This window comes from Thalassobius sp. MITS945101, assembly GCF_047123305.1.
Classification (GTDB): Bacteria; Pseudomonadota; Alphaproteobacteria; order Rhodobacterales; family Rhodobacteraceae; genus Thalassobius.
The window spans coordinates 2,631,801-2,644,116 of record NZ_CP138918.1 but is presented as its reverse complement, the minus strand read 5'-3'; the positions used below and the strand labels follow the sequence as shown (position 1 = coordinate 2,644,116).

Annotated in this window: 12 protein-coding genes and 1 tRNA gene; 4 read left to right on the top strand and 9 right to left on the bottom strand. The window is 59.8% G+C overall.

Annotated elements, in window-relative coordinates; all coding sequences use genetic code 11:
- Positions 1–94 precede the first annotated feature (94 nt).
- From SIC14_RS13170 to SIC14_RS13140, 7 genes are all read right to left on the bottom strand, one after another.
- Positions 95–1,114 (bottom strand): alginate O-acetyltransferase AlgX-related protein, encoded by a 1,020-nt coding sequence (locus SIC14_RS13170; protein WP_412562384.1) that lies wholly within the window; start codon positions 1,112–1,114, stop codon positions 95–97.
- Position 1,115: 1 nt separating this feature from the next.
- Positions 1,116–2,195, bottom strand: coding sequence for an alginate O-acetyltransferase AlgX-related protein (locus SIC14_RS13165; protein WP_412562383.1), 1,080 nt, complete (start codon positions 2,193–2,195; stop codon positions 1,116–1,118).
- A 9-nt stretch (positions 2,196–2,204) separates the two neighbouring features.
- On the bottom strand, positions 2,205–3,608 hold the full coding sequence (locus SIC14_RS13160; RefSeq protein WP_412562382.1) for an MBOAT family O-acyltransferase: 1,404 nt from the start codon (positions 3,606–3,608) through the stop codon (positions 2,205–2,207).
- Positions 3,609–3,611: 3 nt separating this feature from the next.
- On the bottom strand, positions 3,612–4,202 hold the full coding sequence (locus SIC14_RS13155; RefSeq protein ID WP_412562381.1) for an alginate O-acetyltransferase AlgF: 591 nt from the start codon (positions 4,200–4,202) through the stop codon (positions 3,612–3,614).
- A 203-nt stretch (positions 4,203–4,405) separates the two neighbouring features.
- A tRNA-Leu gene (locus tag SIC14_RS13150) sits at positions 4,406–4,492 on the bottom strand.
- Positions 4,493–4,639: 147 nt separating this feature from the next.
- Entirely contained in the window at positions 4,640–6,244 is a 1,605-nt protein-coding gene (locus tag SIC14_RS13145; RefSeq protein WP_412562380.1) for a peptidoglycan-binding domain-containing protein, read from the bottom strand.
- A gap of 53 nt (positions 6,245–6,297) precedes the next feature.
- Positions 6,298–6,798 (bottom strand): DUF2306 domain-containing protein, encoded by a 501-nt coding sequence (locus SIC14_RS13140; RefSeq protein ID WP_412562379.1) that lies wholly within the window; start codon positions 6,796–6,798, stop codon positions 6,298–6,300.
- Positions 6,799–6,897: 99 nt separating this feature from the next.
- Between SIC14_RS13140 and SIC14_RS13135 the strand changes: the two genes are divergently transcribed.
- Both SIC14_RS13135 and lipB read left to right on the top strand, forming a co-directional pair.
- Positions 6,898–7,689 (top strand): LytTR family DNA-binding domain-containing protein, encoded by a 792-nt coding sequence (locus SIC14_RS13135; protein WP_412562378.1) that lies wholly within the window; start codon positions 6,898–6,900, stop codon positions 7,687–7,689.
- 4 nt (positions 7,690–7,693) lie between these two features.
- Positions 7,694–8,395 (top strand): lipoyl(octanoyl) transferase LipB, encoded by a 702-nt coding sequence (gene lipB, locus SIC14_RS13130; RefSeq protein WP_412562377.1) that lies wholly within the window; start codon positions 7,694–7,696, stop codon positions 8,393–8,395.
- On the opposite strand, the gene SIC14_RS13125 is transcribed toward lipB, so the two are convergent.
- The gene (locus SIC14_RS13125; protein ID WP_412562376.1) at positions 8,396–9,274 is read right to left on the bottom strand and encodes a helix-turn-helix transcriptional regulator; all 879 of its coding nucleotides are present in this window, start codon (positions 9,272–9,274) and stop codon (positions 8,396–8,398) included.
- A gap of 191 nt (positions 9,275–9,465) precedes the next feature.
- Here SIC14_RS13125 and SIC14_RS13120 point away from each other — a divergent pair, with 191 nt between their 5' ends.
- On the top strand, positions 9,466–10,359 hold the full coding sequence (locus SIC14_RS13120; RefSeq protein WP_412562375.1) for a DMT family transporter: 894 nt from the start codon (positions 9,466–9,468) through the stop codon (positions 10,357–10,359).
- Between the two features lie 75 nt (positions 10,360–10,434).
- Here the strand turns inward: SIC14_RS13120 and argC are convergent, their stop codons facing one another.
- Positions 10,435–11,343, bottom strand: coding sequence for an N-acetyl-gamma-glutamyl-phosphate reductase (gene argC / locus SIC14_RS13115; RefSeq protein ID WP_412562374.1), 909 nt, complete (start codon positions 11,341–11,343; stop codon positions 10,435–10,437).
- Positions 11,344–11,644: 301 nt separating this feature from the next.
- Here argC and SIC14_RS13110 point away from each other — a divergent pair, with 301 nt between their 5' ends.
- Entirely contained in the window at positions 11,645–12,103 is a 459-nt protein-coding gene (locus SIC14_RS13110; protein WP_412562373.1) for a c-type cytochrome, read from the top strand.
- The last annotated feature ends 213 nt before the right edge of the window (positions 12,104–12,316 follow it).

The following is a 12,316-nucleotide window of genomic DNA, read 5'->3' as shown; positions in this document are numbered from 1 at the left end:
GAGAATTGTGCCGTCGAAAGAGGGTTCGGGTGGGCAGTCCGACCCGCGTAGGGTCAGCCCGCCTATCCTTTGGGTTATGCGCTACCGCAGCTGGTCAGTTGGTCATCGGACGCGCCTCCAGCGCTTTGACGATCTGGCCAAGACGTTTGGTGGAATTGAAATTCTGCGTGTAAGGCAGCTCCCAGATCACCAGATCATGTGCGCCGTTTTCCAGTTGTCCGGAGGCCAGAAAGGCCAGCATCGAACCGGTCATGCCGCCGCCGGATTTCGAGTGGTTTTCAACCTCCACCCCCAGACTGGCCGCCAGTGCATCTGCCACGCGGTAATGATCGCGCTTGTATCGATCCGAGAAACTGGTGCCGACCAGCGCCACCGGTTTGTGTACCGCAACCATGTCTGACAGCAGATCCCCTCCGGCCGAGGCCAGGACAGCTGTGCGCGCCACCTCGCGTTTTGGCCGTTCGCCGCAGACCTTTTGCACCACAGCACTAAGCGATCCTTTCTCTTCAATCTTGCCTTTCCACTCAACCACAATATCGCGCTGATAAGCGATCAGATCGGGCTGGGTTTCAGCAATTGTTGCCGCCAGCGCTTCAGCAGACCGCACCGCACCCACGGTGGTCCAATGGGTGTCGCGGCGGAAGTAATAGCGCCGACGCAGCTCAGTATCCGACAGCACCATGCTTTGGAGGTCAGGAACCATCGCCCCGCTGGCACGCAAATCGGCAAGCAGGGTCAGGAAACTGTCCCGCGCCGCCTCGACATTATAGTCCTCGGCGGCCTGCCCCATCGTCCTGCGCAAGACCCCCTGCCCGGCAATCACCGGACGGGGCGGCGCCACCAGGATCGCCAGCTTCGCCCCCCGCGCCTCGAACCCAGCCACGATACGGTCCATCAACGCCTGCGGTTTGTCTTTCATTTCATAGCTTTGCCGCAGTTGGTTGCTGGCGAAAATCCAGCCAGTGTCCGTGTCGGAGTAAATCGGCGCAATGCGCGCGTATTTTTCCGGCAGCGCCGCCTTGTCCAGCAATGCCTCGCAATAGGGTTTTGCCGCAAGAGGTGTCATCGCCAGCGTAAACATCACGGTGAAAACGGGTTTGAAAAGGTGTTTCATATCAATCTCCTTGCGAATTCTGAGTGTGCGAAATTTTGAGGGGCGGCATCTGTGCGGGCGAAGGCTCCAACGAAAGATAGCGTTCAGGTATTTCCCAAATGACAATTTCCGGTGGATTTTCCCGCAATTCTTCCGACCCCAAATAGGCATGCATCGGCGCGAAGGGGCCACGCCCAACCTGCGCCATGTTCAAAACATCCTGTCCCAGTGCGGACTTCAAAAACCCTTCGAAGTGAAACGCTGGATTGGCCGAAAAGGACGACCCCACAAGAACCACCGGGATCTCAACATCGCCAAAAAGGTCCTGCACCACATGGCTGTGGGTTTCATAAGTCTGGATCGCTTCCGGTGTGATGCCAGCCCAGCCCCCAAACCTTCCCGTCGCGGCAAACCGTGTCAGGTCTCCGTCAAACGGGGCTGTCTCCAAGGCAACGGTCTCGAAATCTCCTCTGTCTCTGCTGTCCCTTGTCGGCAAAAGCGCCGCTATTTCCGCCGCAACCGCGCGCGCGCCCGCGGGTGTCCAATGGGTATCGGTACGCATGAAACCCTCAGCGCGAAGGGCTCTGAGGCTGTCCACCACGGGATAGCCCGCAGCCGCCAACAAGGCTTGCGCCTTGGGGTAACGCTGTTGATAGGGCGCGGACCGGCGACGCGGCAGTTTCGCCGCATGCACCCGCGCCTTGTCGGGCAGGATCACAGGCAGCAATTGCACCCCCAATGGATCCAAGTGGCCGCGGGCCGCCTGCAATTCTGCCGCCAAATCATACACGTGTTTGGGCGGCATCAGCTCTTCGGTGGTAAACAGCCAACCGTCACGCCCCATAACAGCGCCCTCTGCCATCTCTCCCAATAGCGCAAGTTTTGCAGCGGCGAAAAACTCGGTGCCGAGACTGCGGCCCGGCAAGGCCCCCGCAAAAGTGCTTTCATACTGGCGCTGATAGCTGCCATCCGCCAGGGGACGCGGCCCCTCAACACGGGCGGCCTGATGCCCCTGCCAACCCGCGAAGCCAACGGCCCCGGCCAAAAGTCCAATAAAAACTTGCTGTTGCAGCTGTGCCAAGGAATAGGACTTCAACATCATCTCACCCTCTTAGAATTGGAAGTACAGGAACGGAGAGTCGCTGCGGGCCTGCATCACCATCACTGCCACACCAAGCAGCAACAGTGTTCCGACCGGTTGCAGAACCACAGGCCCCAGCGGCCGTTGCACCGGCAATTTAGGCAGCCCAGGGGCAAATGCCAGAACTGCCCCAACCGCTAAGGCGATCCATTCACTGGGCCGGATCAACATCCACACCTCGCCCCGGATCTCCCACGCATTGAGGCCAAACATACCGCGATACATCGACCAGGCCGTCGCAACATCCGGCGCCCGAAACATCACCCAGCCCAGCATTACCAGCGCCAAAGTCCAGCCCCAGGCGAACCCACGTGGCCAGACCGTCCGGCGACCTTTTGCCCCCAATCTGCGTTCCAACGCCATCCAGCCGCCATGCCACATCCCCCACAAAACAAAGGTCCAGTTTGCTCCGTGCCACAGCCCGCCAAGCACCATCGTTAACAGGAGGTTGCGATAGGTCCGCCACACGCCACGGCGGTTGCCCCCCAGCGGGATATAGAGGTAGTCGCGCAGCCAGGTGGACAGGCTGATATGCCAGCGCTGCCAGAACTCCGTCACCGAACGCGCAATATACGGCGCGTTGAAATTCTCCATAAACCGGAAGCCAATCATCAGCCCCAACCCAATCGCCATCGCGCTGTAACCGGCAAAATCAAAGAACAGCTGCACGGAATAGGCCGCAGCGCCCAGCCAGGCCTCCGCCCCTGTTGGGGTTGCCAGCGCAAATTGACGATCCACCAGAGGGGCCACGCTGTCTGCGATTAGGATCTTCATCCCCAGCCCCAGTGCAAATCGCCGCACGCCGGCCAGGAACAGCGCAAGCGAATGCTGCCGCGTCGAAAACTGCGCCGCAATATCCTTGTAGCGTAGCACCGGCCCCGCAATCAGTTGCGGAAACAACGTTGAGAACGCCAGAAAATCCCAGATATTGCGGGCGGGCGGCGCAGAGCCGCGGGCGACATCAATCACATAGCTGATGCATTGAAACGTCAGAAACGACAGGCCAATGGGCAGGATGATTTCGGGGCTGGTGATCTCACCACGGCCAATCGCCTGCCAGACGGTCCCGGCGTTACCAACAATGAAGTTGGTGTATTTAAAGTAACCCAGCACCAACAGGTTCGCGCTCACCCCAGCAGCCACCCAGCGCCGGCGCGTGCGGGCGGATTGCGCCCTGTGCGCACCATAAGCCGCCACATAGCTGCCCAGCGCCATGGCCAGAACCAGCGCCAGAAAATCAAGCCGCCACCAGGCATAAAACACCGCGCTGCCAGTTAGGATCACCAAGGATTTCAGAGACCTGGGTGCGAGATAGTAAATCGCCAGAAAGATCGGCAAGAATCCAAAAATGAACATTGGGGTGGAGAAAATCATCGCTCACTCCCCCAGCACGGCGCCAAAGCGATTTTCGACCAACCGCACGCCTTCACTGTCGACTAGGACCGTGACATTCTGACCGCGCCGCAGTGCGACCGAAACCACGCCAATCTGCTGGCCGTCATCCGACAGCACCGCCAGCTCTGCCGCCACAGGGTTGACCATCCGACCACCGCTGGCAAAGGCATCGGTGCGTTTGACCACCTCCGCCTGCTTGCCGGCCAATACCAGACGCACCGGCTGGGGGGAGGCGTTCAGCAGGATAAGGTGCACCTTGGATTTCTTACCCCTTTGTGGCTCGGCTATCAGCCGGGGCTGCCCATCAGGCCCGGGCACCACGCTGTAATAATGCCCTGCCGTTGCCCCCTGGAGGTGCATCGCAGACAGCGGATGGAAATCTGTTGAGGCAGGCGGCAGCGTGGCAAGCCGCAATTCCTGGGGCATCGCTTTGCTTCCAAGCCAGCGCAGGAACACCGCATCCTCCGGCAAGGGTCGGTCATAAAGCGCGGCCTCGGTTTGCTCTTGTGCGGCGCCCGTGCCCGCAAGAAAAAGGGAACAGAGCATAAGGGTGGACAGGGTTTTGAACGGCATGACTGACTCCTCTTTGTTAAATGAGGTAGCAGCCGCAAGTTCCACGCAGGTCAGGCCAAAGGACGTGCCACAGGCCCAAAAGGATAGCGACCTGTCTGTCCGGTCAGTTTGGGTAAGGTTTCGAAACCAGACGCACCAGGACGACGCATCAAACCGGTGCCTAAGCATCCGATTTCTGATTTCTTTTCAATCTCTAAGAAGATTGGTGCGGTCGAGAAGACTCGAACTTCCACTCCGGTTAAGGAACAGCGACCTCAACGCTGCGCGTCTACCAATTCCGCCACGACCGCACGTGATCAGGTAGGTGCAGCGCGTATAAAACAGCTGTTCGGCGATGTGAAGGGGCAAATTGCGCTTTGTCAGGAATTTGTTGCGGGGGACGAAAAGGCGGCCAGGGAACCGCCTTTCTATTTCTTTTATTTCAGCGTGTTAGCCAGTCATTCCAGGGTAAATGTTGGCAAAGCACCGGTGTTGCTGGAGGCAGGAAGCGCCATTGCGCCGCCCAAACCTTCGGAGGCAGCCTTGATCAGGGCAACACGTTCTGGCTGGCCCGGAGCAAAGGCGGGGGCTGCGCCCCCTTCCAGCGCGGTGACGGCCAGACCGTACCAATCGCGCGACAGATCCGCGGAAGTTTCCACCCCGAACCCCTGCGACAGGTGATGGCCGACAAGTTCAGCGTAGGGCGCCTGGCCGGTGCCGACCATTAACAGGGCGGATCCCAGTGCCACATCCATGTTGTCCCGACGATAGCCGGAATAGAGACAGATTTGAGCGGTGTTTTGCAGCTGCGCCAGTGACATGTTGGAACCGAGGACAAATTTCTGCACCTCGCCCATAACCTCCATCGCGGGTTCGGCTGCCAGCTGGGCCACATAGGGTGCGGTGGCGGGGCCGAAAGCGTCGCATTGTGCATCGATCTGCGCAGCCGTTGCCCCCTGCACCTTGGCCACCATGTTTTCGCCATTGCCGATGGCATAGGTGCGGGTCAGGCAGAACTGCTCGCCCAGGGCAAAGGACGGATCGCTGAGGTTTGCCAGGGTGACAAAGCCACCATTGGAATTGGTCATCAGGCTGACCTTGCTGCAATGGCTGGCCAGCGAAGCTGCCGGTGTTTCCTCTCCCGCCAGGGCAAAGGGCTGAATGCCGCCGAGCGGTTGCGCCTGAGCCGAGGCCATCTGGGTCACAGGTTGCTGGGCCGGAGGTTGTTGGACCGGTTGCTGTACAGCGGCGGTGGTGGTTGCCGGAGCATCGACCATGCGGCACACGGTCTGCTGACACTGGAAACTGGCCGTGGTCACACCACGGGCCAGGAAGTCACTGCGCTGATAACCCTGCGGGCTGGAGGCAAAGACCATAACGGTACAATTCGCCGCCCCGCACCAGAAGCTGCTACCGGACACAGCGGTGTCGAGAATATAGTCGTTCTTGCCATCCCCGTTCAGATCCGCCAGCTGCATAAAGCCAGACCGCTGCATCAGCTGGTCGGCGCTGGGATCGGAGCTGGCGGCAATTTCGTCAATGGCCTGGCTGACCTCAACCGGGAGGCCGCCGTACCCGGTGGTTAGGCCGGCGGTTGTGGTGCCCATCGATTCGTCCCGCCACGTATGCAGCAGGCTGCGCACACCGTTCGGGCCCTGCATCGCCTTGATCACCTGCGGCCCGCCGATTTGGGCGCGGGAATAGGAGGAGACCAGAAAATCCCGTTCGTATTGGGTCAGCTTGCCGGTGGCGGGATAGCCCATATAGGCCTGATACTGCGCCACTGCCTGACGCGAGCGTTTGCCCATCACACCATCGGGGCTGCCTGCGGGGAAACCGAAGTAATTCAACGAGGTTTGCGTTTCGCGATTCTGTTGACGCACTGCGGAGTTGGCCGAGCTGGAGTAGGTTTTCCGCTTGTTCTTATTGGCCTCATTCAGCAGCGCCCCGCCGATAATCCCACCAACGATCGCGGCACCAAGGTTATCTGCCAAAACAGGCGCGCCGGTGGATGTCAGAACCAATGCTGCCGCCATTGCGGTCTTAATCGGTTTGGAAAACATCAGCTTTCCTCCTCTATATCTTTTCAAAATAGTGGAATCATCCTAACGCATCCTTAACGCTGCGTGCGAAGTTTTCGCCGTACCCCGCCTAAAGAGATGTGCAGCACAGCTGCCACACCTACCAGAGCGAGAACGAGATACCCCATTGCGGGTGTTTCCTGGAAAAACACCTCATTCATCAAACGCCCCGGTAAGAAGGCAAAGCCCCCTGCCCCCGTCAGCCCATAGAACGTGAGCCCTCGAAAACTGGCCCGGTGGGCTTCAATCTGGCCGCGACGGGCAAAACGCAGCCCCGTCCAAAGCGCATAAAAGGTGAGCAGCGACAGCAGGTGGATCGGACTAAAGGGACCCAACATCCGAATGCCGCTGATCCAGAACGAACTGAGCGCGCAGGTCGCCATTGCGGTGACCCAGACATAGCCAAGGGTCCGGTGTAACCGATCCCACCTGCGTCGCAACAGGTTGATCGGCGCCAGCAGGATGGCGATGGTGGCGGCCGCAACATGCAGCTGGATCACTGGGGCTGCGGTGAGCAATGGGGCGAAATCAATCATCTGGCGCGTTTCCGTTTGTTGAGGTCGGTGTCCGTCTGGACATTGGCCTTGGGAATGCGCACATCCTTGGGTGGGACGCGATTTCAGATACGTGAGAGGATGGGAAAACTCGTGGAAAACAGCCCGCTGCAACTTGCGAAGCGTGAATTGCTGGAGATTTCCAGCAATCGCAGCCTGCTGGCTGCCCTTCTGGCGGCGGGGGTTATCGCGGGTCTGGCGGGGCCGTTTGGCACCGGAGATGTTCTGGCGACGCTGCCGCGCATCCTCTACTGGCTGGTGCTGGTCGGGCTGAGCTACAGCGGGGCTTCGGTAGTGGCGAGTGTGATCTTTGCCCGCTTGAAACCGCACATTCGCCGGATCTGGATCACTGTCCTGATGGCAGGGCTGGCCGCGGGTCTGGTGGTTTTTGCCATGCTGCTCCTCGTGAACACGCTGGTGTTCGGCGTGCATTGGGACTGCACTGGCTGCCTCTGGTCGCTGTTTGTCAACGTGATGGCCATTACCACCATTATCACGGCCACCCTGTTCTACGTCACCCATCGCGCCGAGGTGGACAGCCCGCAAGAGGATCGTGCAGTGCGGCTGCTGCAGCGGCTGCCTTTGGAGAAGCGTGGCGCTTTGGTCTCGCTCTCGGTGGATGACCACTATACCGAAGTCGTCACCACCAAGGGGCGGGCGTTGCTGTTGCTGAGGCTGGCCGATGCGATGGCGGAGGCCGCACCGACGCAGGGCATGCAGGTGCACCGCAGCCATTGGGTGGCGCTGGATCAGATCGCCAGCGCCCGACGTGAGGGGCAAAAGGCGGTCCTCACAATGCAGAACGGCAGTGACATTCCCGTCAGCCGCACCTATGTCAAAGCGCTCAAGGAGGCGGGCGTGCTGCCCGGATGAACAGATGGTCGAATGGATTTTGAGCGAAGGGCTCACCGATTATGACACGGCGGTTGCCTTCATGGAGGACCGCGCCGCGAAAATCGCCAAGGGTGAAGCGGAAGAGTGCATCTGGCTGGTGGAACACGCACCTTTGTATACGGCTGGCACCTCGGCCAAGAGTGACGATCTGACCGATCCTGACCGCTTCCCAGTTTACGAAAGCAAGCGTGGGGGCCAGTACACCTACCACGGCCCCGGCCAGCGGGTGGCCTATGTGATGCTGAACGTCGGCAAACGCGGCCATGACGTGCGTAAATTTGTGCAGCAGCTGGAACAATGGGTCATCAACACGCTGGATGAATTCAATCTGAAAGGTGAGATCCGCTGCGGCCGTGTGGGGGTCTGGGTCGAACGTCCCGATAAGCCAAAAACGATCACCGGCCAGACTGCCGAAGACAAGATCGCAGCCATTGGCATCCGTTTGCGCAAATGGGTCAGTTTCCACGGTATCTCGATCAATGTGGAACCGGATCTGGAGCATTTCACCGGCATCGTGCCCTGTGGCATCACCGAGTACGGGGTGACCTCGCTGGTGGATATGGGACTGCCGGTTGAGATGAGCGATCTGGATGTCGCCCTGCACCGCCAGTTTGCGCCGATCTTTGGCGACAGCCCGGCGCCGGTTGAACTGCCTGCCGAGCTCCTAAACGACGTGGACGCCTGATCAGACTAGCTTGGCGTAGGCCCCGGGGGTCAGGCCAGTCTGGGCCTTGAAAGTCCGGCTCAGGTGGCTCTGGTTGGAAAACCCAACCGCGCTGGCGACCTGCGCCAGCGGTTCCCGCTTGGCGATCAAGGTTTTGGCGGCTTCCAGCCTTTGCCGTTGGATCCAGGCATGCGGGCTGAGCCCCAGCGCCGCGCGAAAACTGCGCTGCAGGTGAAACTCGCTCAGATCACAGAGCAGTGCCAGATCGTGCAGCGTGACCGTGCGGGATAAATCCGCCCGCACATAGTCCTTTATCCGGCGCATCAAATGCGGGGCCAAACCGCCCGCCAGCTGGCGTTTGCGACGGGTGACGCCGATCCCTTCAGCAAAGACGCCATGCACCAACTCGCTCACCGCCTCTTCCGCCTGCACCGGATTGCCGCTTTGGGTGGCCTGCTGGATGGTCAGGAAATGTCCCGCCAGCCAGGGCGCGTCAAAATAGGTTTCATCGGTCAGTTCCATCAAGCGCGAGTCGCAGTCAAACGTCTCGGCAAAGGCGCGGCGCAGCTCGGCGTCGCTGAGATAGAGATGCACAAAGTCGAACGAGTCGGTGATTTCCCATTCGCTGTCCATGCCGTCCGGCAGGATGCACACCGCCCCGGCCCAGCCGTGCACAGGTGCACCATCCACCCGTCGGGTGCCCATGCCGCCCTGCGCATAGAAACTGAAGCAATGGCCCTCGGGGGCGCTATAGCTGATCCGGTCATCACTGTTACGCCAGAGCGAGGCCTGCCTTTCAAAACCCAGATCAATAAACCCCCGCTGCCGCGCCCGGGGCGAGGCGGTCAGGAAAGCCGCAACATTGCTGCCTTCGAGGGTATTTGCATTGGGACGGGGCATATCTTCCTTAACGACGGGACAACTTGGCAGGTTATCTGCCTTCATTCATAGGGGGCAGCGGGCGCGGAGGAAATGACAAACCATGGTTGCGACACTGAAGGTCGCGCTTTACCGCAAGATTGTGCAATCCACGGCGGTTAGACCGGGGGTAGATCTGGGCAGAAATTCCCAAAGACCCGAGCAGACTGCCCATGAACCTTTTCCTTTTTGTAAGCACCGTCCTGATCTGGGGCACCACATGGATCGCCATTGCACTGCAGGTCGGCGATGTGCCGGTTGTGGTGTCGGTGTTCTACCGGTTTGCCACCGCTGGCGTGGTTTTTATCCTTGGCCTTGCCCTGCTGGGGCGGTTGGAACGGCCCTCAGCGGGGCAACAGAAATGGGTGCTGGCGCAGGCCATGTGCCTGTTTTCGTTTAACTTCCTCTGCTTTTACATGGCAGCGGGCTATCTGGCATCGGGCGTGATCTCGGTGATCTTCTCGCTTGCCACGATTTTCAACGCCGTGAATGCGCGGCTGTTCTTCGGGGATCGGATCACCGCCAAGACCCTGTTGGCAGGTGGTTTGGGTGTGGGCGGCCTGATGTTGATGTTCGCTGGCGATCTTAGCGGTGCGGGAACGGGCGAGGCCTGGATCGGTATCCTCTTTGCCACCTGCGGCACAATGCTGTTCAGCTTTGGCAATATGGTGTCACGGCGCAACAGCGCCAGCGGGCTGAGTCCGGTGACCGCCAACGCCTGGGGCATGTGTTACGGTGCGTTGATCCTGATGGCGCTGATCTGGGCCAGCGGGTCGGAATTCATCTTGCCGCAGGATCCTGTCTATATCGGCGCGATGCTCTATCTGGCGGTGATCGGATCGGTGGTGGGTTTCACCACTTATCTGATGATGGTGGCGCGGATCGGTTCGGCCAAGGCTGCCTATGCAACGGTGATGTTCCCGATTGTGGCGCTGGCCATCTCAACTTTTGTGGAGGGCTACAGCTGGGGCGTGATGAATGCCGCCGGTCTGGTGCTGGCGCTTTGTGGCAATCTGGTGATGTTCACCAATCTGTCGCTGCGCCGAAAGGCCCCGCAAATGGCGTGACAGTCAAAACGCACCCAATGAAAAACGCCCCGGCCAGAAGGATCGGGGCGTTTTGCAATTCATTCATGGCGAAGATCAGGCACCAATCATCAAATCAAGGTTCTGCACCGCGGCCCCCGAGGCGCCTTTGCCCAGGTTGTCCAGAACCGCGACCAGAACGATGCGGCCATCTTCGGCATCGCCGCGCACATGAACGGTCAGATCATTGGTGTCATTCATCGCGGTCGGGTCGATGCGGCTGTCCTGATCGGCCAGATCCGCCACCTTCACATGTACAGCGCCGTCATAGGCTGCGGACAGGGCTGCATGGACCGAGGCCATGGTGACATCCCCCGCCAGTTGCGACAGATGCAGCGGGATCGACACCGCCATGCCCTGCGCGAAGTTGCCAACCGAAGGCACAAAGATCGGCTTTTCGGTCAGGCCGGAGAACTTCATCATCTCGGGCAGGTGTTTATGCGCCATGCCGGTGGCATAGAGGAACACATCCGGCGCTTCGCCGTTTTCATACTCTGCGATCAGGCCTTTGCCGCCGCCGGTGTAGCCTGAGATCGCATTGATCGACAGCGCCATATCCGCAGGCACAAGCCCCGCGCGGATCAGCGGGGCCAGCAGCACAATCGCGCCGGTCGCGTAGCAGCCGCAGTTGGCCACATAGCGGGCCGTTTTGATCTGCGCCTCTTGCGCCTCGGAGAGTTCCGGCAGGCCATAGGCCCAATCCGGGTTCACCCGATGTGCGGTGGAGGCATCAATGATGCGCACGTCCAGATCCTTGGACAGCGCGACGGCTTCTTTGGCCGCCGCATCCGGCAGGCACAGAATGGCCACATCCGCCTCAGCAAAAGCAGCCTTCCGTGCGGCGGCGTCTTTGCGCAGCTCCGGGTCAACCTGCACCAAGGTGATGTCATCACGGCGGATCAGGCGATCGCGGATCTGGAGTCCCGTCGTGCCTGCTTCGCCATCGATGAATACTTTGGTGGTCATGGTCTTACCCTTCATAAATCTTCTGCTGCCCAGATCTGGGCAATTGATACGTATTTCACGTCGCGCCCGCGCGCGAGCATGGCTTCCCTAACGTGAAAGCCTTCGAATCAGAAGAGGGATTTCATGCTTTCGTGAAGAAACTGTTTCCTCTCCGCCCAAGCGTGCAGCCGTGAAACCGCTGTGTCACAACCTGCAACCAGCGGCCTGCGACAATACTGCGCCCCAGTTCCCTATTGCTGAAACAGGGGTTGGGCTATCTATTGGCCCAGACGCGAACCCAAAGTTACCGAAGAGGCACGCAATGAAGAACCTGCTGATTGCAACCGCAACCCTGGCCGCTCTGGCCGCCCCCGCTTTTGCCGAAGGCGACATCGCCAAAGGTGAGAAAGCCTTCAAGAAATGCAAGTCCTGCCACATGGTCAAAGCCGACGATGGCACCATGATCATGAAGGGCGGCAAAACCGGCCCGAACCTTTATGGCGTTATCGGTCGCCCGTTTGGCGGCGTCGAGGGCTTCAAATACGGCAAGACCCTGGTCGCCGCCGGGGAATCCGGTCTGGTCTGGACCGAAGAGTCGCTGGCCGCCTTTGTCGCCGACCCCAAAGGCTATCTGAAAGAAGCCACCGGCGATTCGAAGGCAAAGTCGAAAATGACCTTCAAACTGAAGAAGGGCGGCGCCGATGTTGCGGCCTATCTGGCCTCGGTTGGTCCGGCCCCGGTTGCGGAAGAAGCGGAAACCGACGCGGCAACCGACAGCTAAACGGGCCGCGCCCTCTTGGGGCGTGATTCCACCGGTTTCAAGACCAATTGACGGCAGGCGCCCCTCTGGGCGCCTGTTTTCGTGTCAAAACAGGGGTTGCAGACAGAAAAATCCAAGCATTGCAAGGCCTGCGGCCCAAGGGGTGCGACAAAATACTTTGATCTGCATCAAATTCCCCAATTGCCCATATGGGTCCATCATTCTAAAACGTGA